At 59.2% G+C, this 23,370-nt stretch carries 21 protein-coding genes; 6 read left to right on the top strand and 15 right to left on the bottom strand.

Features of this window, described 5'->3' with window-relative positions:
* The first annotated feature begins 18 nt into the window (after nt 1–18).
* The 6 genes from GY791_02905 to GY791_02880 all read left to right on the top strand — a co-directional run bounded on the left by GY791_02905 (nt 19) and on the right by GY791_02880 (nt 8,698).
* Nucleotides 19–2,205: an AsmA family protein gene (locus GY791_02905; protein MCP4327372.1), complete on the top strand. Its 2,187-nt coding sequence runs from the start codon at nt 19–21 to the stop codon at nt 2,203–2,205.
* 100 nt (nt 2,206–2,305) lie between these two features.
* Entirely contained in the window at nt 2,306–3,673 is a 1,368-nt protein-coding gene (locus GY791_02900; GenBank protein ID MCP4327371.1) for a glutamine synthetase, read from the top strand.
* A 27-nt stretch (nt 3,674–3,700) separates the two neighbouring features.
* Entirely contained in the window at nt 3,701–5,092 is a 1,392-nt protein-coding gene (locus GY791_02895) for an aldehyde dehydrogenase family protein (protein MCP4327370.1), read from the top strand.
* 12 nt (nt 5,093–5,104) lie between these two features.
* A complete protein-coding gene (locus GY791_02890) occupies nt 5,105–6,283 on the top strand; it encodes an iron-containing alcohol dehydrogenase (protein ID MCP4327369.1) in 1,179 nt (392 codons plus the stop codon).
* A gap of 186 nt (nt 6,284–6,469) precedes the next feature.
* Nucleotides 6,470–7,501, top strand: coding sequence for a Glu/Leu/Phe/Val dehydrogenase (locus GY791_02885; protein ID MCP4327368.1), 1,032 nt, complete (start codon nt 6,470–6,472; stop codon nt 7,499–7,501).
* Between the two features lie 195 nt (nt 7,502–7,696).
* On the top strand, nt 7,697–8,698 hold the full coding sequence (locus GY791_02880; protein ID MCP4327367.1) for a Fe(3+) ABC transporter substrate-binding protein: 1,002 nt from the start codon (nt 7,697–7,699) through the stop codon (nt 8,696–8,698).
* A 102-nt stretch (nt 8,699–8,800) separates the two neighbouring features.
* On the opposite strand, the gene GY791_02875 is transcribed toward GY791_02880, so the two are convergent.
* The 15 genes from GY791_02875 to GY791_02805 form a co-directional block, all read right to left on the bottom strand.
* Nucleotides 8,801–9,226 (bottom strand): DUF1489 domain-containing protein, encoded by a 426-nt coding sequence (locus GY791_02875; GenBank protein MCP4327366.1) that lies wholly within the window; start codon nt 9,224–9,226, stop codon nt 8,801–8,803.
* Between the two features lie 53 nt (nt 9,227–9,279).
* On the bottom strand, nt 9,280–10,209 hold the full coding sequence (locus GY791_02870; GenBank protein MCP4327365.1) for a hydroxymethylglutaryl-CoA lyase: 930 nt from the start codon (nt 10,207–10,209) through the stop codon (nt 9,280–9,282).
* Between the two features lie 98 nt (nt 10,210–10,307).
* Entirely contained in the window at nt 10,308–12,314 is a 2,007-nt protein-coding gene (locus GY791_02865; GenBank protein ID MCP4327364.1) for an acetyl/propionyl/methylcrotonyl-CoA carboxylase subunit alpha, read from the bottom strand.
* Nucleotides 12,315–12,319: 5 nt separating this feature from the next.
* The gene (locus GY791_02860) at nt 12,320–13,246 is read right to left on the bottom strand and encodes a hypothetical protein (protein MCP4327363.1); all 927 of its coding nucleotides are present in this window, start codon (nt 13,244–13,246) and stop codon (nt 12,320–12,322) included.
* Nucleotides 13,247–13,289: 43 nt separating this feature from the next.
* A complete protein-coding gene (locus tag GY791_02855; GenBank protein MCP4327362.1) occupies nt 13,290–14,084 on the bottom strand; it encodes an enoyl-CoA hydratase/isomerase family protein in 795 nt (264 codons plus the stop codon).
* A 2-nt stretch (nt 14,085–14,086) separates the two neighbouring features.
* Nucleotides 14,087–15,694 (bottom strand): methylcrotonoyl-CoA carboxylase, encoded by a 1,608-nt coding sequence (locus GY791_02850; GenBank protein MCP4327361.1) that lies wholly within the window; start codon nt 15,692–15,694, stop codon nt 14,087–14,089.
* Nucleotides 15,695–15,887: 193 nt separating this feature from the next.
* The gene (locus tag GY791_02845) at nt 15,888–17,084 is read right to left on the bottom strand and encodes an MFS transporter (GenBank protein MCP4327360.1); all 1,197 of its coding nucleotides are present in this window, start codon (nt 17,082–17,084) and stop codon (nt 15,888–15,890) included.
* 10 nt (nt 17,085–17,094) lie between these two features.
* On the bottom strand, nt 17,095–18,228 hold the full coding sequence (locus GY791_02840) for an acyl-CoA dehydrogenase (GenBank protein ID MCP4327359.1): 1,134 nt from the start codon (nt 18,226–18,228) through the stop codon (nt 17,095–17,097).
* Between the two features lie 7 nt (nt 18,229–18,235).
* The gene (locus GY791_02835) at nt 18,236–18,706 is read right to left on the bottom strand and encodes a DUF3291 domain-containing protein (GenBank protein ID MCP4327358.1); all 471 of its coding nucleotides are present in this window, start codon (nt 18,704–18,706) and stop codon (nt 18,236–18,238) included.
* Nucleotides 18,707–18,711: 5 nt separating this feature from the next.
* Nucleotides 18,712–19,395: an SDR family oxidoreductase gene (locus GY791_02830; protein ID MCP4327357.1), complete on the bottom strand. Its 684-nt coding sequence runs from the start codon at nt 19,393–19,395 to the stop codon at nt 18,712–18,714.
* Nucleotides 19,396–19,423: 28 nt separating this feature from the next.
* Complete coding sequence (locus GY791_02825; GenBank protein ID MCP4327356.1) at nt 19,424–20,614, bottom strand: acetyl-CoA C-acyltransferase; 1,191 nt, start codon at nt 20,612–20,614, stop codon at nt 19,424–19,426.
* A gap of 39 nt (nt 20,615–20,653) precedes the next feature.
* Nucleotides 20,654–21,118 carry a cupin domain-containing protein gene (locus GY791_02820; protein ID MCP4327355.1) on the bottom strand — a complete coding sequence of 155 codons (465 nt, stop codon included), beginning with the start codon at nt 21,116–21,118 and terminating at the stop codon, nt 20,654–20,656.
* 32 nt (nt 21,119–21,150) lie between these two features.
* Nucleotides 21,151–22,323, bottom strand: coding sequence for an isovaleryl-CoA dehydrogenase (locus GY791_02815; protein MCP4327354.1), 1,173 nt, complete (start codon nt 22,321–22,323; stop codon nt 21,151–21,153).
* Nucleotides 22,324–22,388: 65 nt separating this feature from the next.
* Nucleotides 22,389–22,856 (bottom strand): PaaI family thioesterase, encoded by a 468-nt coding sequence (locus tag GY791_02810; protein ID MCP4327353.1) that lies wholly within the window; start codon nt 22,854–22,856, stop codon nt 22,389–22,391.
* Nucleotides 22,857–22,961: 105 nt separating this feature from the next.
* Nucleotides 22,962–23,348 carry a MerR family DNA-binding transcriptional regulator gene (locus tag GY791_02805; GenBank protein MCP4327352.1) on the bottom strand — a complete coding sequence of 129 codons (387 nt, stop codon included), beginning with the start codon at nt 23,346–23,348 and terminating at the stop codon, nt 22,962–22,964.
* Nucleotides 23,349–23,370 lie beyond the last annotated feature (22 nt).

Below are 23,370 nucleotides of genomic sequence, written 5' to 3'. Positions count from 1 at the left end.
AGACTTTTGGCTAGACCAATGTTCCGACGACGACGCGGCAGGCGCCGTCTGATTATTGGGCTGGTTGTCCTGGTCTGTATCGCGGCGCCCGTTACGGCGGCGCTGCTTATCCTCCACAATCTCGACCTCACCCGCTACAAGGACGAGATCGCCGGTTTCATGAAGGAAACAACCGGCCGCGAGTTTCAAATCGCGGGACACATCGATGCGTCGTTGAGCCTCAGCCCGGAGATTTCCGCCCGCGATATTACTTTCGGCAACGCGTCGTGGGGGACGGCTCCGGTCATGGTGAAGGTTGATCACCTGACTGCCGCGTTCAGCCTTTGGCCATTGATTTTCGGGACATTCCAAGTCGAACGCCTGACCCTATCCGGCGGCCAAATCAGATTGGAAACAGACGCTGAGGGGCGCGGAAATTGGGACATCAAGAATGCGGACGATGTGATCGACGAGGGCGATGAGTATATCGAACTCAGATATCAAAGCTTCGCCGCCGCCCGCATCGAAAATATGAATGTCGAGTTCCGTGACGGGGAGACCGGCGCCATAGCGTCGGGAGACGTTGAAACTTTGGAACTCTCCGCGTCGGCTCCGAATCAAGACCTTACGTTACAATTCGACGGCAAAGTCGAGGGCCAACAATGGCGCCTGGAAGCAAAGACCGGTTCTCTGAGGGAGCTGTCCCAAAGTCAGAAGGTTCGGTTCAAGGCAAATGCCGAGATCGGCAGCGCCGCGCTATCGGTTGACGGACAAGCCGAAGACCTCATCGGATTTGCCGGCGTCGACTTCAAGCTTGCCGCTTCAGGGCCGGGCATGGCCGACCTCTTCGAATTGACTGATATCGCAATGCCTGATACCGGCCCCTTCAACGCCACCGCGACCCTGATGGGCAGCAGTGGCAAGGGCTACGATGTCGACTTTGAGGTTAAGTTAACGGAAAGCGCGGCTTCGTTAACTGCCCAAGGTCGGGTTTCCGAAATTCTGACATTCCAGGATTTCGATTTGAATGTCGCCGCGGCAGCGCCGGAGTTTTCCCGCCTTGGCCCGATCCTGGGCATCAACATGTTGGAGGCCGGACCGCTCAAATTATCGACGAAGCTTGGCGGATCCAAGACCGAGCTCAATGCCAAGGCCGTTTCGGCGACTCTCGGTCAAAGTGACGCCAGCGGCTCGGTTTCATGGCGGTACGGGACCGTGCCCAGGATATCGGTCGATCTGACGTCCGCGGTCGTCGACGTCACCCCGTTCCTGCCCGAGATAGACCGCGATGTCGAGGCGCCGTCGCAAGACACGACAAAGAGCGGTCGGATTTTCTCAGATCGAGATTTACCCTTCGATGTTCTCGGCAAGGTCGACGCCGACATCAGCCTCAATGTAAACCGCCTCGTCATCCGAGACGCAAGGATAGATTTGGCTCACACCAGGATCGACCTGAACAAGGGTTCACTAAGGGTCGATCCCCTCGAAATCGACTACCTGAAATCCACGGCGACCGCGAGAATTGGGATTACGCTCGGCGAGACTCCCGAAACGAGGATCGAGCTGTTGCTGCAGGACTTCGACCTCGGACAGCTCCTCTCCGAAACCAAGGTCACCGATCTCGTGAAGGGGGAAGTCGACGTTGGTGCCGACGTCACGGGGCGAGGCCGATCGGTACAGGACATGGTCGGCGGTCTCGACGGTCATGTTGGGCTGGTCATGGGAGAGGGCGAAATCGCGAGTAAATACATTGATCTCATTGCCGTCGATCTGACCAAATTTCTTATGCCATGGCGTAAGGGCGTGGACGATGCAAAGATCAAATGCGCCTTGGCCCAGTTCGAAATCACGAAAGGCCTGGCAAAGACAACCTCCTTGCTGTTCGACACGCGCGACATGACGATGACTGGAAAAGGTTCGATAAATTTGCAGACCGAGAAGATCGACTTCTTTCTGTCGCCGCGACCCAAGGACCCAAGCCTGTTCAGCTTGGCGACCGATCTTCGGGTCGGCGGGACGCTGTCGGACCCGACGGTCGCGCCAGACGCATTGTCGGTCGTCGGTGAAGTCGCGGAGGCTGTCGTCGGCGTGCTGTTGCTTGGGCCCGCGGGCTTCTTGGTCCCGTTCGCGAGCCTCGGCGCCGGTCACCACCATCCCTGCGTCAACGATCTGCAAAAGACCTTCGGCGACAAGATCGCCAGTGAAATCAAGCAACAACCGAACTGATCTCGAAGGATCATTGCTCTCCTGCGGCAGCCACGATTCCTATAAACTGCGGCAGCTGACTTAGGGGGACCGGTACCCGTTCAATCCAAGGGAAGGAACCATGGACGCACGAAAGGTCACAAGCGCGGCGGACGCGCGCAAAATTGTCGAAGAGAAAGGCCTCACCCACGTCAAGGTCGGGATCTTTGACATGGACGGGATCATGCGGGGCAAGTTCATGGCGCGTGAGAAATTCGTCTCGGCGCTGGACAAGGGATTCGGGTTCTGCGACGTCGTCCTGGGTTGGGATTCTTACGATCAACTCTATGACAACGTCGACTACACCGGCTGGCATACCGGCTTTCCCGATGCCCCAGTGCGCATCCTCCCGGACAGCTGCCGTGAATTGCCGCTGGAAGAAGATTCGCTTCTCTTCGTGGGCGAATTTGCCGATGGCGCGGAGGCGATTTGCCCGCGCGGAGTTCTTCGTCGCGTCATCGCGAAGGCCGAGAACATGGGGTACCGTGTCAAAGCGGGCTTGGAGTATGAATTCTTTGTCTTCGATGAAACCGCCAAGTCGATCCGCGACAAGAGGTATCGCGACCTCTCACCCATGGCGCCTGGGTTCTTCGGCTATTCGGTCCTGCGTAACTCCGCATATTCAGATTTCTACCAGGGCCTGCTCAAGCTTGGCGAAAAGATGGATTTCCCGATCGAGGGTCTCCACGAAGAAACCGGCCCCGGCGTCATGGAAGCGGCGCTCCAGGTCACCGATGCCATCGAGGCGGCGGATCGGGCCGCCTTGTTCAAGACATTTGCCAAGATCTACGCACAGAAGCACGATCGCATCGCGACTTTCATGGCCAAATGGTCTCCCGATTGGCCCGGACAAAGTGGCCATATCCATATCTCTCTGACCGACAAGAAGGGCAAGTCGGCATTCCATGATTCTGCGGCGCCCGATGGCATGTCGCGAACCATGCGCCAATTCGTCGCCGGACAGCAGGATTTGATGCCGGAATTTCTGGCCATGGTCGCGCCAACGGTAAATTCCTATCGCCGCCTCATTCCCGGATTCTGGGCGCCGACAGATTCGACCTGGGGGATCGACAATAGAACCGGGGCACTTCGTGTCATTCCCGGCAGCACCAAGTCGCAACGGGTCGAGTACCGCGTCGCTGCGGCGGATGCCAACCCCTACCTGGCCCTCGCCGCCGCGATCGCTTCCGGCCTTTACGGCATAGAAAACGGTTTGGAGCCGCCGCAACCGATTCGCGGCAATGCCTATGATCAAAAATTCCCGCAACGATGGCGGTTGCCGGCGACGCTCTGGGACGCGGCGCAGCGCTTCAAGAAGTCGAAAGCGGCACGGGCGCTTTTCGACGACGCGTTCGTCGACCATTTCGCGGCTTCGCGGGAATGGGAGGAACGGGAATTCCGCAAACACATCAGCGACTGGGAAATGGAACGCTACTTTGAAGTCATTTAATCGAACGATTCGATAGAGAATGCGATCATGTCCGACACTCTGAAATGCGTCAGTCCGGTCGACGGAAATGTTTACGTCGAGCTGCCGCTTGCAACGCCCGCCGAAATCGACCACGCGGTTGCCGCCGCCAAAACCGCGCAACGCGAATGGCGTCATGTACCGGTTACGGATCGGGCAGAGATCTGCCGCCGGTTTGTCGCCGCCTTTACCTCTGAGAGCGACCGCATCGCGGAGGAACTGGCTTGGCAAATGGGGCGGCCGATTACACAGGGACCGGGAGAGGTGAGCGGAGTCGCGGAACGCGCCTCTTATATGGCGACGATCGCCGCTGGTGCGCTCACCGATATTGAAGTCGAGCCGAAACAGGGATTCTCGCGTTTCATTCGCCGGGAGCCGCTCGGCGTGGTGCTTACGATAGCGCCGTGGAACTATCCCTATCTCACCGCCGTCAATTCGATCGCGCCAGCCATTCTTTCCGGCAATTCCTTGATTCTCAAACCGTCCGCACAAACGCCCCTAACAGCCGAGCGATTTGCCGACGCCTTTGCCGCCGCGGGCCTGCCCGACGGTGTCTTTCAACACCTCTATCTCAGCCATTCGGCGACCGAACTTGTGATCGAACACCCCGACATCGATTTCGTCAATTTTACCGGCTCGGTGCCGGCCGGCCGTTCGATTCAGAGCACCGCGGCCCAACGCTTCCTAGGCGTCGGCCTCGAGCTCGGCGGCAAGGATCCGGCCTATGTCAGGGCCGATGCCGACATCGACAACGCCGTCACGAACTTGGTCGACGGTGCGTTCTTCAACAGTGGCCAATCTTGCTGTGGTATCGAGCGAATCTACGTTCATGAAGATGTCTACGATCGCTTCATCGACGGATTCGTCACCGAAGCGTCGGCATACCGACTCGGCGACCCTACCGACAGGGATACCAACCTGGGGCCCGTGGTCAAACCAAGTGCGGCGGATTTTGTTCGCGAACAGGCCGCTGAGGCCATGCGAAAAGGCGCGCGAGCACTCATAGATTCAGCTTCGTTCCCTAAGGATAGGCCCGGCTCGACATATCTAGCGCCCCAGGTCTTGGTCGATGTCGACCATTCGATGAAGGTCATGACCGAAGAAAGCTTCGGACCGATTGTCGGCATCATGCACGTACGATCCGATGACGCCGCCGTCGAGCTGATGAACGACAGCGAATTCGGCTTGACCGCGTCGGTTTGGACGGCCGATCCGGACGCCGCCATAGCAATCGGCGATCGCATTGAAACCGGCACGTTCTTCATGAACCGATGCGACTATCTCGATCCCGCCCTGGCGTGGACCGGGGTCAAGGATTCTGGGCGCGGCTGCACGCTTTCGAGGGTTGGGTTCGAGCACCTGACTCGGCCCAAATCCTATCACCTCAAAACGACGATCTAAGAGAGTGCCATCATGAGCGACAATGGCGCGGCGTTGCGCGGCAATTGGAACTACCCAACCACGATGTGGTTCGGATCGGGGCGTATTTCGGAACTTCCGGCCGCCTGCCGCGCGACCGGCATGACCCGTGCGCTTCTGGTCACCGACCCCGGTCTCGCGCGACTTCCCATGATCGCGGACGCGGTGGCGAATAACGATGCCGCCGGTCTGCCCACGGCCGTTTTCTCCGATCTCCGCCCGAACCCGATTGGACGAAATGTCTCCGACGGCGCCGCGACGTTCAGATCCGGCGAACATGATGGCGTTATCGCCTTCGGCGGTGGCAGCGCTCTCGATACCGGCAAGACAATCGCCCTGATGGCCCGGCAGACACGACCGATCTGGGACTTCGAAGACATCGGCGATTACTGGACGCGTGCAAACGCGGACGCCATTGTCCCGGTCGTGGCCGTTCCAACGACCGCCGGCACCGGCTCGGAAGTAGGCCGAGCTACGGTAATCGTGGACGAAGACAACCATCGAAAGGTGATTGTTTTCCATCCTCTGATGCTGCCCAAAATCGTGATCGCAGACCCGGAGCTTACGATCGGCCTACCACCGCATATCACCGCGGCCACCGGCATGGATGCGCTTGCGCACAACCTCGAGGCGCTTTGCGCACCCGGCTTTCACCCGATGGCGGACGGGATTGCCGTCGAAGGCACGCGTTTGGTCAAGGACTGGCTGGATTTGGCCGTCGAGGACGGCGGGAACCTGACCGCGAGGGCCAATATGATGGCGGCGGCGAGCATGGGCGCCACGGCATTCCAAAAGGGCCTCGGCCCGATACACGCGCTAAGCCACCCGGTCGGCGCCCTCTACGATACCCACCACGGCCTGACCAATGCGGTTTTCATGCCCTATGTCCTGTCCGCCAACCGACCGGCGATCGAAGAGCGCATGGTTCGCCTCGCCGGGTATCTTGGATTGCCGAATACTTCGTTCGACGCCGTGCTGGAATGGATCCTCGATCTCCGCGCTAAGATTGGAATTCCCCACACGCTTCGCGACCTCGGGGTTGGAGACGACCGGGTCGATGAAATATCGGCGATGGCCGAACGCGACCCGTCGGCGGCCAGCAATCCGACGCCGGTTACGGCGACAGAGTTAAAAACCATGTTGGTCGATGCACTTGACGGGAATCTGCCCTGAAGAAGCGGGTATCATTGTTTCATCGTGGAATTGCCGGTGGTTTCATTCATTCAATTGGAACCGAGCCAAGCACCGGTTGTTGTTATTTTCTGTGCCACCACGAATGGCGATTGAAATGACGGCACCGGAGCCGGAAATATAGGATATACGAGACTGGCGCCTTAGAGTTTCCAACGGAATCCTCTAATGTCTACATTCAGTTCTGATCACTTTGAAAACCACGAACAGGTCGTATTCTGCTGCGATCATGAGAGTGGTCTGCGTGCAATAATCGCGATCCACAATACGAACCGGGGCCCTTCCCTCGGCGGCTGCCGAATGTGGCCCTACGAAAGCGAAGAGCATGCGATCGCAGATGTGCTTCGGCTTTCCCGTGGAATGACCTACAAATCGGCGATCGCCAATCTTCCCCTCGGAGGCGGCAAGTCGGTCATCATCGGCGATCCGCAGAAGCACAAGTCGCGCCAGCTGTTTGAAGCCATGGGACGTTTCGTCGACAGTCTCGGCGGTCGCTATATTGTCGCTGAGGACGTCGGGATCAGCGTCGAGGATATCGACATCATTCGCTCCCAGACCCGTTACGCCGCCGGCCACAGCGGCGGCTCCGGCAATCCAAGCCCGTCCACCGCCTATGGAGTTTTTCTCGGCATCCGCGCGGCCCTCGCCTTCAGACATCATCGCAGCAGTTTCAAGGGACTCAAGGTCGCGGTACAAGGGTTGGGAAGCGTCGGTTACGCGCTTTGCGAATATCTCGCCGCTGAAGGCGCCGAACTTTTTGTCACCGATATCAAGGAGGAATCGATCGCGCGCGCAGTGCAAGAGCTCGGCGCCACCGCCGTCGCGCCGGAAGATATCTATGGTCTCGACGTCGATATCTATGCACCCTGCGCCCTGGGAGCGGTGATCAATGACGATACCCTCCACAATATCAAAGCTAAAATCATCGCCGGAGCGGCGAACAATCAACTTGCCGCGGATCGGCATGGACAAGCACTGGCGGATCTCGGCATCCTTTATGCTCCCGACTATGTGTTGAACGCCGGCGGCGTCATATCGGTGGCGAGCGAGGGACCGAGGGTCGACAAATCCGATGTGCCAGACCTCATCGAAGGGATCTACGATACGCTCATGGAGATCTTTGCGCGTGCCGAGGCCGAGGGGCGGCCAACAAATGTAATCGCCGACCGCCTCGCCGAGGAGCGTTTCGCGAAAGTCTGAGATGCCGGTTCTTCGGCATCGCCCGCGCCAAAAAAAATCGCTTGCGCTCCAAATTCGAAACGATCATATTGAAAATGCTAATGAGAACTATTCTCAATATGAATTGCAGCTAACGGAAGGCTTTTGGCAACGATGTCGATCTCTAAAACCTGCTTGATTCTGAAATTTCCCCGTCATAAAGCGGCTCTTTTTTCAATGGTTGTCGCATTGACGGGCTTCGGCCCTATTCAAAGCGCCCATGCCGCCGAAGAGGTCAACGTCTATTCATATCGCCAGGAAGTCTTGCTGCGTCCGCTCCTCGAGGCCTTCACAGAGGAAACCGGAATCGAGGTGAATTTGGTCAGCGGGAAAGCCGACGCGCTCCTCGAACGCCTCAAGAATGAGGGTCAAAATAGCCCGGCTGACATATTGCTAACCGTAGATGCCGGCCGATTACATCGCGCCGAACAAGCCGGCCTGCTGCAACCGGTTACGACCCCACAATTGCGATCAACGGTGCCGCCCCAGTACCAACATCCGGACGGCTATTGGTATGGCTTGTCGGTCCGCGCGCGGCCGATCTTCTACGCCAGGGACCGCGTCAGTCCGGAAGAATTGTCGACCTACGAAGCGTTGACCGACGAAAAGTGGAAGGAACGCATTTGCGTCCGCTCCTCGAATAACATCTACAACCAATCCCTCCTGGCCAGCTTGATCGCACACGATGGCGCCGAAGCGACCGAGGCGTGGACGAAGGGATTCGTCGCAAATCTTGCTCGAAAACCGCAAGGCGGCGATCGTGACCAGCTGCATGCGGTTGCCGCTGGACAGTGTGACCTGGCTCTGGCGAACACATACTATCTCGGTCAGCTGATGCAATCCGGCAAAGCAAACGATCGAGCGGCGGCGGATAAAGTCGCGGTGTTTTGGCCCAATCAGGACGACCGCGGTGTCCACGTGAATATCAGCGGGGCGGGCGTAACCAAGAGCGCCGAGAACAGGGACAACGCAATCCGTTTCCTGGAGTTCCTGGTTAGTGACCGGGCACAGAAGATCTACACGGAGAGCATCAACGAGTATCCCGTCAAAGACGATGTACCGTGGTCCGAGCTGGTAGCATCTTGGGGCCAATTCAAGGCCGATCACCTTAATCTGTCGACCCTTGGTGAAAACAACGCCGAGGCGGTGAGGATTGCCGACCGAGCCGGTTGGCGATAACGGGTCGGCCGTACCTAGTGACCGAGGCGGCCGGTCTCTCCAAAATCGTACTTGCGGCCCGGCTCTGTCCGGGCCGCTTTTTGCAGCGCGCGGCCGGTCGTCTTATAAGAGACCCAAGTCCCGCAACTCGGCCATGAGTGCGGCTGGCATATCATCGTCGGCGGCCGAAGCCACTGGCCGGTCAATCGGCGCGTCGCTGGATTCGAGGTAGCGCCACCCTTGCTGAGGCCGTCGCGCTTGAAGCACCGTCGGGACGTGGGTCGGGTCAAGCTCGATCGCACAAAATCCGCGGCCCTCGTTGTCGGTACGCCGCTCGATGCCGAGGATACGTTGGCGCACACGTACATAGCCTCGGATGATGAGATAGACAGAGCCGCCATCGAGGAGTTCGGCGGCGCGACGCGGCGTGTTGCGCGTGAAAATGTGAAGCCGGCCGTCCTCGCTGGTTTGCATTCGGCTCTTTTGAAATCGGCGCAAGTGCTCCACATCGTCTATGCCGACTGCCATTCTGAGCAAATGGATTGTCATTTCCCCGATACCATCGCTGCCATGACGCTTCGTTATCCAGCATCCTGCGCCGTTCATCGGCCGAGACTGCTGGCGACATAGGCCGCCTTGCCTTTAAGCGCAAGCGAAACGCGCGAAACCGGATCTCGGCCAAGAAAATCAGAAATGAACCAGCCCGTCTCAACCAACTTGGCCAAATCCACCCCAGTAACGATCCCGAGGCCGTCCAACATGTAGAGAACGTCCTCGGTCGCGACGTTGCCCGACGCTCCCTCGGCGTAAGGGCACCCGCCTAGCCCAGCAATCGAACTATCGACAACGGCGATGCCCACTTCCAGCGAGGCAAGCAGGTTGGCCAAGGCTTGGCCGTAGGTATCATGATAATGCACGGCCAATTGATCGAGGGGTACGCTTTCGGCGACGGCCCCAATCATCGCGCGGGCTTTCCCCGGCGTGCCCACACCGATTGTGTCACCGAGCGACACCTCGTAACAGCCCATGTCGAACAGGGCCGCGGCGACACGCGCCACGGCTGCGGGCGCGATCGATCCCTCATAGGGACAACCGAGCACACAGGAAACATATCCCCGCACCCGAATATTGCGCTCCGCCGCTGCCGCGGCCACCGGCCGAAAACGGTCGAGGCTTTCCGCAATCGAACAGTTGATATTCTTCTGCGAGAAGGATTCAGACGCGGCACCGAAAATCGCAATTTCGCCGGCGCCGGCGGCGACCGCATCGTCGAAACCGCGCATATTCGGCGTCAGCACCGGATATGAAACGCCAGGACGACGGTCGATCAGTCCCATAACATCCTTCGTATCCGCCATTTGCGGGACCCATTTGGGAGATACGAAGCTACCCACTTCGATCGTCGTCAATCCCGCATCTGCCAGCCGAGCTATAAGCTCGACTTTGATCGCGGTAGGAACCGTTTGGGATTCGTTTTGAAGTCCGTCACGCGGACCGACCTCGACAATTTTCACCTGCACCGGAAGCGACATTGGACTACCTCAAACCGGCTATTGTCTGGCGACGATCACTGAAACGCCGAACCGCGAAATAGGTGGCACCCCCTATAAATGGCAACAGCCTGCCGTGTCTAGGACGGCTCGCCGACGGCAAAAACGATCAATTCTGCACCTTCCGGGACCTGTTCGCCGACTCCGAATTTTATCGCATCCACAGTGCCGTCGGCGGGCGCCGAAATCGTATGTTCCATCTTCATCGCCTCCAGAATAACGAGCGGCGTTCCGCGCTTAACCTGTTGTCCGGTCCGCGCGAGAACATCGATAATCTTGCCGGGCATCGGCGCAGTCAGCCCCCCGCCTGCTATTTGCTCATCGGCGATATCCGCCATCGGATCGACAAGAACCAACTGATGGCGGACGTCTTGCGTAATGACAGTGAGCGTCCGGTCTTGACGGAAGACCTTGGCGCGAACGCGGAGCCCGTCCAAATCCGCATACAGCGCACCCGACGTCTCCATTCTTCCATCGACTTGCACCCGTCCGGACGGCAGGTCCATCGCAAAGCCCGAAGGGCGATAATGAACCATCACCGAAACCTCGCGGTCACCATCCTGAAATGCGAGCACTTGGTGATTGTCGTCGTTCAAACGCCAACCATCTGTCCGGTGCCAGGGGGAGTACGGGTCGCTCGATCGTGCCGCCGCGGTCATTGCGGCTTCGGCACGTTCCAAGAGTAGGAAAAGCGACGCAAGGGCCAATATTCCATCGGGTGCTGGTTCGGTCGGACGAATAAGAGTGTCGATATTGGCCGCGATAAAACCGGTATCAAAATCGCCGGCGACGAAATTTGGGTGCGCCGCCACAGCGGAGACCAATTCGATATTGGTGGACAACCCGACCACCACTGTTTGGTCCAAGCCCCGACGCAAGGTTCGAAGCGCCGAATTCCGATCTCGATCGTAAGCGATGATCTTCGCGATCATCGCGTCATAGTGGATCGAAATTTCGTCGCCCTGGCGAAAGCCCCGATCGACCCGTAGCCCTTCTGATTCCAGCGGAAAATCCGCATGCGCGAGGCGACCGGTCTGAGGCAAAAAATCGCGCTTGGGATCTTCGGCGTAGATTCGCGCCTCCACCGCATGGCCAACGATCTCTAAGTCGTCCTGGCGGCACGGCAGCGCCTCGCCAAATGCCACCCGCAACTGCCATTCGACCAGGTCATGACCGGTTATCATCTCGGTAACGGGATGCTCGACCTGCAGCCGGGTATTCATTTCCATGAAAAAGAATGCACCGCTCTGATCGACAATGAACTCGACCGTGCCCGCGCCGACATAGCCGATGGCCTGGGCCGCGGCGATCGCCGCTGCGCCCATTTCGCCCCTTCGCGCCTCGTCCATACCCGGCGCCGGGGCCTCTTCAATCACCTTCTGATGACGGCGTTGCACGGAACAATCGCGTTCGAATAGGTGCACCGCGTCGCCGTGCCCGTCGGCGAACACCTGAAACTCGATGTGGCGGGGTCGGGTGATGTATTTCTCGATCAGGATCCGATCGTCACCAAAGGCGTTCATCGATTCGCGCCGCGCGCTCTCCAAGGCCGCTGCGAGGTCGACCTCGCGTTCAACGATTCGCATGCCGCGCCCGCCGCCCCCGGCGGATGCCTTGATCAGAACGGGATAACCTGCCTTCCGGGCCTCGGCCTCCAGTAGGCGCACGTCCTGATTGTCGCCGTGATACCCCGGCACCAGGGGAACTCCGGCTTCGGACATTATGGCCTTTGCCGCGCTCTTCGATCCCATCGCCCGGATCGCCTGTACGGGCGGACCGATAAACACAATTTCCGCCTGCCCGCATGCCTCGGCGAAATCCGCGTTCTCGCTAAGGAAGCCGTACCCCGGATGAATCGCCTGGGCGCCGGTTTGTTGGGCCGCGTCGATAATCGCTGAGGCGTTCAAATAGCTTTCGCGGGCCGGCGCCGGTCCGATCAACACGGCCTCGTCGGCCATCTCGACATGCATCGCATCGCGATCCACGGTCGAAAACACGGCCACGGTGCGAATTCCCAGTCGACGCGCCGTCTTGACGACACGGCAGGCGATCTCGCCACGATTAGCGATCAATATTTTGTCGAACATGGCCTTCACTCCCGCTCCCGCAAGTCCCGCTTTCCCTGTCGGCGCGAATGACTGATTATCTCGTTGAAGCCGAACAAGAGGAGCAGAATTCCAAACACGACCTGAATCGCCACGACGACTCTCACCGCATCATTTGCCGGGACGATGTCGCCGTACCCCACGGTACTCAGACTAATGATCGAAAAGTACAAGCTGTCTGTAAACGTCATTGACTGCAAGGTGTCGTGAATCAGAAACATGTGCCTGACCGTGAAGGTATCGATGATCTGATAGATGCAGGCAAAAACGATTACGTTGAGCGAATAGAAGGTAAGAAACGCAAAGGCCGGCGCCGCCAATTGTCGGATACGGGTGATCAGGTCCTGGAACAAGGCGCCGGTATCGACGAGAAATGCCGTGACACCGGGACTCGCGGCGTAGACCAAGACCGACGTGACCGTCATCGCGACGACGAAGACGATATCCGATGCCTCGCGCCCGAGTCCCAGCCCCGGCACCAGGAACGTCGAAATCGCTATCGCTCCACTCGGTATCAACCACCGCACACTGTGGCCAAGCTTGCGTTCGTCGGGGAGTGCCCCCTCGATGATGATTCTCCGGATAGCGTCCTTCTGTCGCAACGCCCCAACGAGAAACGCGACCAACGGTAGCGCAAAGAAAATCGGATAGAGGCGATAGTCGACAAGCGGAAAGTTATTCTTGACGATAAAAATATAGACGCATGCATACACCGCAAGCGAGTTGGCCAAAGCGACGCCAAGAACCTGGCTGTGGGGAAACAGCGCATAGAAGAAGCCAACGCCGAGCGCGGCCACGCCGACAACCGCCAGATTGAACAGCGAGAACCCCTCGGCGCTGGCCACCGAGACCAGCAGAATAAGGACCAGCGTGAACACCGCCGGCCCGGCCCATTGCCGCGCTCGGCTGCTCATTGCTGTCCCCAAATCCGATAGGGAGAAGGGCCATAGATGCTTGTCAAGGGTCTCGCCGCCATGACGGTTTTCGTTTTTCGAGGAATGCCGCGATCCCTTCCTTGCCCTCGTCCGATGCCCTGACATCGGCGATCCGCCGCGCAGTCAAATTCGTCATCGCGTCGTCGATGGGCCCGGACTGAACGCTGGCAATAATGTCCTTCGAGACCGCTTGCGCGTGCGGGCCACCGGTGAGTATGACCTCAGCAGTCTTAACTCCCGCGTCTTCCAGGTCCTCTGGGGCAACGACCATGTGAACCAGCCCGAGACGTGCCGCCTCGGCGGCGTCGAAGCGCTCGGCGGTAAGGAAATATCGCCGCGCCGCGCGAGCGCCGATGGCGCGGACGACGTAGGGACTGATCACCGCCGGAATGAGGCCGAGCCGCACCTCCGAAAGACCAAAGACGGCCTGCGTGGAGGCGATCGCGATATCGCAGCAAGCGACGACGCCAACGCCGCCGCCGAGCGCGGCGCCTTGCACCAACGCGATGACTGGTTTCGGCACGTCGTTCAGCGTTCGCATCAAACCAGCCAATGCAACGGCGTCGGCCTCGTTTTCGGCTCGACCATAGCCCGACATGCGCTTCATCCAATTGAGATCGGCGCCGGCGCAAAAGCTCTTGCCCATCGCCGCGATCACGACCATGCGGACGGCCGCGTCCGCACCAACTCTCTCCAATTCCCCGGTGAGGCCGGCGATTAGTGCGTCGTCAAATGCGTTATGCACATCGGGACGATTGAGGCAAATCCTCGCAATACCCCGATCGTCCAATTTGGAGAGGTACCCCAATTCTTTCATGGCTACATCCTGAAGACGCCGAATTTCGGTTCCTGGACCGGTGCGTTGTACGCCGCCGAGAGGCCGAGGGCGAGGACCATCCGCGTGTCGGCCGGATCGATGATGCCGTCATCCCAAATTCGCGCGCTCGCATAATATGGGTGCCCCTGGTGCTCGTACTGATCCAGAATTGGCTGTTTGAACACGGCTTCGTCCTCGGCTGACCAGGTGTCTCCGCGAGCTTCGAGGTTGTCCCGCTTGACCGTGGCCAAGACACTCGCCGCCTGCTCTCCGCCCATGACCGATATGCGGGCGTTCGGCCACATCCAAAGAAATCGTGGCGAATAGGCGCGACCGCACATGCCATAGTTTCCGGCGCCGAAACTTCCGCCGATGATGATTGTGAATTTCGGCACCCGGGCAGTCGCGACCGCTGTGACCATCTTGGCCCCGTCCTTCGCGATACCGCCCGATTCGTACTTCTTGCCGACCATGAATCCGGAGATACTCTGCAGGAAGATCAGCGGAATGTCCCGCTGGCTGCACAACTCGATAAAGTGCGCGGCCTTCAGCGCCGATTCCGAGAACAGGATACCGTTGTTGGCAATAATGCCAACGGGATAGCCCCAGATATGGGCGAACCCGCAAACAAGCGTGGTACCATAGGTTTGCTTGAACTCGTCAAGCTCGCTGCCGTCGACGACGCGTGCGATCACTTCCCGAACATCGTAGGGTTGGCGGACATCATCGGGGACGACGCCGTAAATCTCCTTCGGATCGTAAAGCGGCGGACGCGGTTCGCGTAGTTTGAGCGGTACATCTTTTCGTTTGTTCAGGTTCCCGACAATTCCCCGCGCAATCGACAAGGCGTGGGTGTCGTTGAGGGCATAGTGATCGGTGACACCGGACGCCCGCGAATGGACATCCGCGCCGCCAAGTTCCTCGGCGGTGACGATTTCTCCGGTCGCCGCCTTGACCAACGGCGGGCCGCCGAGAAAAATCGTTCCCTGCTGGCGCACGATGATCGATTCATCACTCATCGCCGGAACATAGGCGCCGCCGGCGGTGCAGGAGCCCATGACCACCGCGACCTGGGGTACGCGCATCGCAGACATGTTGGCTTGGTTGTAAAAAATGCGGCCGAAATGAGTGCGATCCGGAAAAACATCATCCTGATTGGGAAGGTTCGCCCCACCGGAATCGACAAGGTAGATGCAGGGTAGTCGGTTCTCCTGCGCGACCTCCTGGGCGCGGAGATGCTTTTTCACAGTCATCGGATAGTAGGTGCCGCCCTTCACAGTGGCATCATTGCAGACGACGACACACTCGCATCCCGCGATGCGGCCAATACCAGTAATCACACCAGCAGCCGGCACCTCGTCGTCGTACATGCCATGGGCGGCAAGTTGGGAGAATTCGAGAAACGGTGATCCGACATCGAGCAACGTCCGCACCCGATCCCGCGGTAACAGCTTACCGCGCGACAAGTGTTTCTCACGCGCTCTTTCGCCACCGCCCGTCTTTATTCTGGCAACTTGATGACCGAGATCCGTGACCAGCCGACCCATCGCCTCGGTATTGTGCTGGTAAATGTCGGACCGCGTGTCCAGTGTCGAAACGATTCGCGTCATATCCGGCCTTCCCTCACCGCCCCCATCTGCGGCAGCTTATTACAGAGCAATCAATTTTCATTGAACTACAATCACATAGAGGTGAAAATCTATTTACAATATATGTTAATGTGAACATTTAGCGAATACGCCTTTCATCCAGTTTATCCGAATTGGCACCGATTCATTACCGATCCGATCCGCACCTTTCGCATCAAGCCGCGACGCGGCGGCGATAGGCCGCCAGCCAAAAAATCGAAACAAGCACCAGCACGACCGCAGGCAGCGCCAACAATCCGACCGCCGTCCAACTTATCTGATGCAGCAGACTCCCGGACAGGAACGTCGCAGTCCCCGTCACGGCGAATATCATAAGGTCGTTCACACCCTGCGCTTTGGCGCGTTCCGCGTTCGTGTAGGTTTCGGTCAGCAATGTGGTCGAGCCGACAAACAGAAAGTTCCAACCGACACCGAGCAGGAACATCGAGACCCAAAAATGGGTCAGGGTGAGGCCACTGATCGCCAATAGAATGCAAACCACGATCAACATCGCGCCGACCTGCATGACCCTTAGGGTTCCAAGGCGATGAATAAGCGATCCGGTGAAAAACGACGGCAAATACATGCCCAACACGTGCCATTGAATGACGAACGCAACGTCTTCGAAGCCCAGTCCGTGCCCCATCATGGCCAACGGCGACACCGACATCATCAACACCATGACGCTGTAGGAGACGATGCCACCAAGCAGGGCAACGCGATAAGCCGGTTGACGAGCGATCGCGACGAAAGGTCGACCGCCATGCAAATCCTCGCGCGGCGGCGGCGGTATATCGATGAACGCCACGATCAGCATGATCAGTATGGAAAACACGGCGACCGAGACGAAGGTCCCGGCGAACACCACGGGAGCCAAAAGGTCCCGCGACCACATGGCCACGTTCGGTGCGATAAAAGCGGCAAGAATTCCGCCGGCCAGTACAAAAGAGATCGCGCGGCTGCGATAGTCGTCATCGGCGACGTCGGCCGCCGCGAACCGATAGTACCAATTGCACCCAATACCAGCGCCGACAAACGGCGTGCTCAGGCAGAAAAGAACGAAGCTCTGTTGATAGACTGCGTTGACGGCCAGCGCCGCACCAATGACGATCAGTGCTGCGCCGAGAAGGAAACCTGCGCGGCGGCCATACCGCTGCATGAAGAACGACACCGGCAGCGTCGCACCGGCGGTACCCATCCATTGCAGCATGATCGGCAAGGTGGCGAAGCTCTTGTCCTCGGCAAGCATGCTGCCGGTCAGCGCCGAGATTGTCACCATCGTCATCGATACGCTGGTCGCCAGGGACCAGCAGACCACCAACAGGGGAATATTACGCTTGAAAGCGCTTGGGGCGGCCCGCAGGCTACGCACGCTATGCCCTCTATTCCGCCGCCAATGCGCGGCTGATGACCAGTCGCTGTACGTCGCTGGTGCCCTCATAGATCTGGCACACGCGAACATCCCGGTAGATGCGTTCGACCGGAAAGTCGTCCAGGTAGCCGTAGCCGCCATGGATCTGGATCGCGTCGGAACAGACGGTTTCCGCCATCTCCGAGGCAAACAGCTTGGCCATCGATGCCTCTTGCAAACAGGGCCGGCCGGCATCGCGAAGGGCGGCCGCGTGCAACAACAGTTGCCGAGCCGCCTCGATTCGGGTCGCCATGTCGGCGAGACGGAACCCAACGGCCTGGTGCTCGATGATCGGCTTTCCGAAGCTCTCCCGCTCGGTCGCGTAAACCCGCGCCGCCTCGAAAGCCGCCCTCGCCATCCCGACCGACTGAGCCGCGATCCCGATACGCCCACCTTCGAGGTTGCTGAGCGCGATGCGGTAGCCTTGGCCCTCATCGCCAAGCAAGAGATCAGGCGTTAATTTACAATCGTCGAACACGATCTGACAGGTATCGGACGCGCGCTGTCCGAGCTTGCTTTCGACCCTGGCGACTTCGTAGCCGGGCGTATCGGTCGGGACAACAAAAGCGCTGATTCCCTTGCGTCCAGCCTCCGGATCCGTAACGGCAAACACGATCGCAATATTGGCATTCCGGCCCGAAGTAATGAACTGCTTGGTGCCGGAAAGCTCGTACTGATTGCCGACCCTTTTTGCACGAGTACGAATCGCCCCGGCGTCGGAGCCGGCATGGGGCTCCGTCAGACAGAAAGCACCGAGCATTTCGCCTCGCGCCAATGGCCGGAGGAAGCGCTCTTTCTGATCGAGAGTGCCGAATCCATTGATCGCCATCGCGACAACGGAATTCTGCACCGACATGATTGTCGAGCAGGCCCCGTCGCCGGCCGCCACTTCCTCCAACGCCAAGGCATACGAAACGTGGTCGGCGCCAACACCGTCCCAGTCCTCGGGGACCAACATGCCAAGGAGCCCAAGCTCTCCCATTTCGGTAATCGCCTGACGGGGAAAGGCCGATTCACGGTCCCAATCAGCCGCGTTGGGCAAGAGCTTGTCAGTCGCAAAGCTCCGCGCCATGTCGCGGATCATTATTTGTTCTTCATTTAGAATCATTGGGTTAAGCCGCCTCTCCTGATTTTCCGGCCGGCGCGGTGAACCGCTGCTTGAAGGTAAAAGCATGAACGGTCGGACCTAGGGTTTGCAATGATCCCAGCTTTTTTTTGGCTTCCCCGAGGTTCGGAATATGCCCCGCCGGCACCCACCACAACACCATGTGGCGGTCACCGAAGCGTTCGAACCATTCCTTGCGGCGCGCCATGACGGCGGCGTGACCCGACTTGTAGACATAATCGAAAAGGGCATCGACTGAGGTCCAAACCGACATGTTGATCAACAGCCTCGGGTCGTCGAAGGCCTGTATTGTCGTTGCGTTGCCGCTGTCGTCCTGGAGGCGCCAAACGAACCCTGGTGCTTGATCGGCCAGCGCGTTGATTTTATTCAACTTGGCGACAAATTCGGCCATCACCGGATCGTCCATTGGCGCCATCGCGCGAGCGATATTGAACTGGGCAAGGTGAAAATCCGTCATCTCTCCTACCACTCCAATTCGCGCCCATCATACCTAAAGAAGCGCCCATTCATATGCGGCGTCAGGCTAGCGATCACGGCACGCATCTCGGTCACGCTCTCGTGCACCTCCAAGTCGCCTCCCGCCCCGCCCATGTCGGTCCGCACCCATCCCGGGTGGATCATCACGGTCGTGATGCCGTGCGGCGCCAATTCAACGGATACAGTCCGCATCAACGAATTAAGGGCGGCCTTGCTTGCCCGATATGCCGCCATTCCACCGGAATCGTTCATTGCCATGCTTGCCATATCACTGCTGATCGCAACGATATTGCGGGTCGTGCTCTTTGCCACGTTCGGCCACAGCGCTCCGACAATATTGAAAGGCGCGTAGGCGTTAATTGACACCACACTATCCCACATCTCCTCGTCGACAGTACCCAATCCGCCATCGCCGGCATGCAGGACGCCGGCGTTGTTGATCAGGACATCGATGGCGCGATCGGCCATCGCCGCCTGCAAGGCGGCGACCGCATCGGCGCGCGCGACGTCGAGGTCGAATATCTCGATATTCCCTCGGATAGCACGCAGAGCGGCTTCGCCGGCGTCATCACGACAAGTCGCGATGACATTCCATCCCGCACCGGCATATTGGCGCGCGAACTCCAGGCCCAAGCCACGTCCCGCGCCGGTGATCAAGACGGTGGACATCGCCATATCTTATTGGCGCCAGCTTGCCCTAGCTCACGCGCTCAACGGCGATCGCGGTCGCCTCACCGCCACCGATACAGAGCGAGGCCACGCCGCGCTTGAGGTCGTACTTTTGAAGAGCGTTGAGGAGCGACACCACGATCCGGGCGCCCGACGCTCCGATCGGATGACCAAGGGCACAGGCACCGCCGTGGATATTGACCTTGGCGTGGTCGAGGTCGAGATCCCGCATCGCGGCCATTGTCACCACCGCAAAGGCCTCATTGATCTCGAATAAATCGATGTCATCGGCCGACCAATCGACCCTTTCGAGCAGTTGACGCATGGCGAAGATCGGCGCCGTGGTGAACCATGCCGGCTCGTTGGCGTAGGTCGCGTGGCCCTTGATCACCGCAAGCGGGTTGATCCCACGCTTGTCGGCTTCGGACATGCGCATCAAGATCAATGCTGCCGCGCCATCGGATATCGAGCTCGAATTGGCCGGCGTAACCGTCCCGTTCTCGCGAAATGCCGGCTTAAGGCGCGGAATCTTATTGAGGTCGGCCGCGAGCGGCTGTTCGTCGGTTTCGACGATTTCGTCGCCCTTGCGTGATTTGACCGTTACCGGCACCACCTCAGCGGCAAATGTCCCATCTACAATCGCCTCTTTCGCCCGCGTCAGCGAGGTGATGGCGAATTCGTCCTGAGACTCGCGGGTAAACTGATAATGTTGCGCCGTATCTTCCGCGAATGTGCCCATGAGACGCCCTTTATCGTAGGCGTCCTCGAGCCCATCGAGGAACATATGGTCGGCGATCTTGCCATGGCCGAGCCGGTAACCTCCGCGCGCGCGATCAAGAATGTACGGCGCGTTGGTCATGCTCTCCATCCCGCCGGCAACCATGATCTCATTGCTTCCCGCCGCGATCAGATCGTGGGCCAGCATCGTCGCCTTCATTGCCGAGCCGCACATCTTGTTGACTGTCGTGCATCCGGCCTGCCACGGAATACCCGCACCGTGCGCCGCTTGGCGCGCGGGCGCCTGCCCCTGCCCGGCAGGCAGGACGCAGCCCATAAGGACCTCTTCGACATCCTCCGGTTTGGCCCCGGAGCCGACCAAGGCGCCGCGGACGGCAACGGCGCCGAGCTCCGGCGCGGACACGTCCTTCAACGAACCTTGCAACCCGCCCATTGGCGTCCGCGCTGCACCAGTAATTACGATCGGATCGGCGTCACTCATTGTCGTCGCTCCTTCATCCCGACAGGAATACGAAGATACCTATTTCTCATAGGGGGTCCCGTCCTTGTGGGCGAAAACTCCTCGGCCGCCGGTATGGCGATACTGCAGGTCGATGCCCGGATATTCGCAGGCATCCTTGGCGGCGCGCGTTCCGATTTCGATATAGATCGCCATCGACTCCGATTTGTTGATGAGATGATGGGCGTCCGGGTGGCCGGCTGGAAAGCCTGCCGCCATGCCGGCGGTCAGCTTGGTTTCACCGGCGTCGGTGGCCAAGATGAGCTCGCCCTCCAAAATGTAGACAAACTCATCCTCGTTGCTATGCCAGTGCCGCTGCGACGAGCCCGCGCCCGGCGGCAAATGAACCAGATTGACACCGAACTGGGTCAGGCCGAACGGGTCGCCAAGCACACGTTTTAGCCGCTCCCCTACGATCGCATCGAAGGGTGCAGGATATCCGGTTCCGCGCCGTCCCTCGAGAGCGAGCGTGTCGACCGCGACAATGGTCGGCCCCTGGGCAGCACCAGCGCCTGACATTACGCCGTCTCCTCAAACAATTCGCGGCCGATCAACATGCGGCGGACCTCGCTGGTCCCGGCGCCGATTTCGTAAAGCTTCGCATCGCGCAATAGTCGGCCGGTCGGATAATCGTTGATATAGCCATTTCCGCCCAGGCTCTGGATGGCCTCGAGCGCCATCCAGGTCGCCTTTTCCGCCGCGAACAGGATCGCCCCGGCGGCATCCTTTCGGGTTGTCTCGCCACGGTCGCAGGCTCTCGCGACGGCATAGACGTAAGCCTTCGCCGCATTCATCGTCGTGTACATATCGGCGATCTTTCCTTGCATAAGCTGAAAGGTGCCGATGGGCCGGCCGAATTGCTGGCGTTCGTGGAGATACGGGACCACCACATCCATGCAGGCTTGCATGATGCCGAGCGGTCCCGCGGCAAGGACGGTGCGCTCATAATCGAGACCGCTCATCAGAACGTGAACGCCCTTATTGACCTCGCCGAGCACGTTTTCCTCCGGCACCTCGCAATCCTCGAAAACCAGCTCACCGGTGTTCGATCCGCGCATGCCGAGTTTGTCGAGTTTCTGCGCCGTGGAAAATCCTTTGAACCCCTTTTCGACCAAGAACGCGGTTATTCCCCGGGGGCCCGCATCCGGGTCGGTCTTGGCATAAATGACCATCGTATCCGCATCCGGGCCGTTCGTGATCCACATCTTGCTGCCGTTCAGGACCCATCGGTCGCCGATCTTGTCCGCGCGGGTGCGCATCCCGACGACATCGGAACCCGCGCCGGGTTCGCTCATCGCCAGCGCACCAACGTGCTCGCCCGATACCAGCTTCGGAAGATAGCGCTGTTTCTGTTCGGCATCTCCGTTTCGGCGGATCTGATTGACGCAAAGGTTGGAGTGTGCGCCGTAACTGAGACCCACCGAGGCCGAGCCGCGGCTGACCTCTTCCATCGCCACGCAATGCTCCAGATAGCCCATACCGGCACCGCCATACTCTTCCTCCACGGTGATCCCGAGAATTCCGAGATCGCCCATTTTGCGCCAGAGATGCATCGGGAACTCGTTGCTCGAGTCGATCTCCCCGGCGAGCGGTGCGATCTCGTCGGCGGTAAAGCTCATCACCGTGTCGCGAAGCATGTCCGCGATTTCGCCGAGATCAAAGTTCAGGGATGGCAACTGGTTGGGAATCATTGAATCGTCCTTTAGCCGGCGCGCGAAAACAGCGTAATGCGACACTACCGAATTTGCGAAGAATATCAGGCGACGCGCTGGTCCGACATACCGGCCATGCGCATGATCGTGACCAGGGCGGCTCCGCACTGCGTCTCATTCCCGTCGCCGAGCGCAAAAACATCGGAACGGACAACGCTCAACCGGGAGCCCGGTTTGATCACCTGGCCGCGAGCGATCATGCTCGTGCCCCGGGCCGGCGCCAACAGGCTCAGTTTGTACTCCACGGTCAATGGACTCGAGTCGGCGTCAAATAATGTAAATGCCGCATAGCCCGCCGCATTGTCGGCAAGCGTTCCAGTCACTCCACCGTGGAAAAAACCGTGCTGCTGCCCCAACTGATCGCGGAATTCCAGTCGGATTTCAACGAATCCAGGCTCTACCCGAGTCATCTCGGCTCCCAAAAAGCCCATGAAGCCCTGGCGGCCAAAACTGTCGCGGACCCGTTCCGCAAAGTCCGGGTTACGCGTTTGAAATGTAGTGGTTTTGCTCATGCCATCGCGTCCAAGAGCGTCGCGGCCCAGTTTCCGAATGAAGCCAGCCGACCCAATTTACTTGACGTTTACGTAAACGTCAAGTAAATTGGGTAAGAATTGGCCCTAAGTCGCGCCGCCCTTGGTCACGAGGCGCGCCATACATTGCGCCTCCACGGCGTCGAGTTCGGTCAAGATCACATCGATATCCTCGCGCTGCCGCATCAACACTGCGCGTCGCTCGGCAATCTTTTCCAGGAAGTGGCGAAGCTGACCGACCTCCCCCGGCTCGGAATCGTACAAATCGATGATCTCGGCGATCTCTTTCAGCGAGAACCCGAGGCGCTTGCCGCGCAGAATAAGCTTCAATCGGACGCGGTCACGCGCCTTGTAAACCCGGGCCTGGCCCCGCCGTTCGGGGGCCAACAAACCCTCGTCCTCGTAGAATCGAATCGTCCGAGTCGTAATATCGAACTCTTTGGCCAGATCGGTGATGGAGAAGGTCTCTGTCATGGCGTCTTGATCTTGCGTCGAC

The organism is Alphaproteobacteria bacterium, assembly GCA_024244705.1.
Lineage (GTDB): Bacteria > Pseudomonadota > Alphaproteobacteria > JAAEOK01 > JAAEOK01 > JAAEOK01.
Note: the sequence above shows the minus strand (reverse complement) of the source record. Positions and strands in the feature narration are given on the sequence as shown.

What these genes read in the sequence shown, in the direction of transcription:
- GY791_02905 (MCP4327372.1), top strand. Translation starts at nt 19, where the DNA reads ATGTTCCGACGACGACGCGGCAGGCGCCGTCTGATTATTGGGCTGGTT.
- GY791_02900 (MCP4327371.1), top strand. Translation starts at nt 2,306, where the DNA reads ATGGACGCACGAAAGGTCACAAGCGCGGCGGACGCGCGCAAAATTGTC.
- GY791_02895 (MCP4327370.1), top strand. Translation starts at nt 3,701, where the DNA reads ATGTCCGACACTCTGAAATGCGTCAGTCCGGTCGACGGAAATGTTTAC.
- GY791_02890 (MCP4327369.1), top strand. Translation starts at nt 5,105, where the DNA reads ATGAGCGACAATGGCGCGGCGTTGCGCGGCAATTGGAACTACCCAACC.
- GY791_02885 (MCP4327368.1), top strand. Translation starts at nt 6,470, where the DNA reads ATGTCTACATTCAGTTCTGATCACTTTGAAAACCACGAACAGGTCGTA.
- GY791_02880 (MCP4327367.1), top strand. Translation starts at nt 7,697, where the DNA reads ATGGTTGTCGCATTGACGGGCTTCGGCCCTATTCAAAGCGCCCATGCC.
- GY791_02875 (MCP4327366.1), bottom strand. Translation starts at nt 9,226, where the DNA reads ATGACAATCCATTTGCTCAGAATGGCAGTCGGCATAGACGATGTGGAG.
- GY791_02870 (MCP4327365.1), bottom strand. Translation starts at nt 10,209, where the DNA reads ATGTCGCTTCCGGTGCAGGTGAAAATTGTCGAGGTCGGTCCGCGTGAC.
- GY791_02865 (MCP4327364.1), bottom strand. Translation starts at nt 12,314, where the DNA reads ATGTTCGACAAAATATTGATCGCTAATCGTGGCGAGATCGCCTGCCGT.
- GY791_02860 (MCP4327363.1), bottom strand. Translation starts at nt 13,246, where the DNA reads ATGAGCAGCCGAGCGCGGCAATGGGCCGGGCCGGCGGTGTTCACGCTG.
- GY791_02855 (MCP4327362.1), bottom strand. Translation starts at nt 14,084, where the DNA reads ATGAAAGAATTGGGGTACCTCTCCAAATTGGACGATCGGGGTATTGCG.
- GY791_02850 (MCP4327361.1), bottom strand. Translation starts at nt 15,694, where the DNA reads ATGACGCGAATCGTTTCGACACTGGACACGCGGTCCGACATTTACCAG.
- GY791_02835 (MCP4327358.1), bottom strand. Translation starts at nt 18,706, where the DNA reads ATGACGGATTTTCACCTTGCCCAGTTCAATATCGCTCGCGCGATGGCG.
- GY791_02830 (MCP4327357.1), bottom strand. Translation starts at nt 19,395, where the DNA reads ATGTCCACCGTCTTGATCACCGGCGCGGGACGTGGCTTGGGCCTGGAG.
- GY791_02825 (MCP4327356.1), bottom strand. Translation starts at nt 20,614, where the DNA reads ATGAGTGACGCCGATCCGATCGTAATTACTGGTGCAGCGCGGACGCCA.
- GY791_02815 (MCP4327354.1), bottom strand. Translation starts at nt 22,323, where the DNA reads ATGATTCCCAACCAGTTGCCATCCCTGAACTTTGATCTCGGCGAAATC.
- GY791_02810 (MCP4327353.1), bottom strand. Translation starts at nt 22,856, where the DNA reads ATGAGCAAAACCACTACATTTCAAACGCGTAACCCGGACTTTGCGGAA.
- GY791_02805 (MCP4327352.1), bottom strand. Translation starts at nt 23,348, where the DNA reads ATGACAGAGACCTTCTCCATCACCGATCTGGCCAAAGAGTTCGATATT.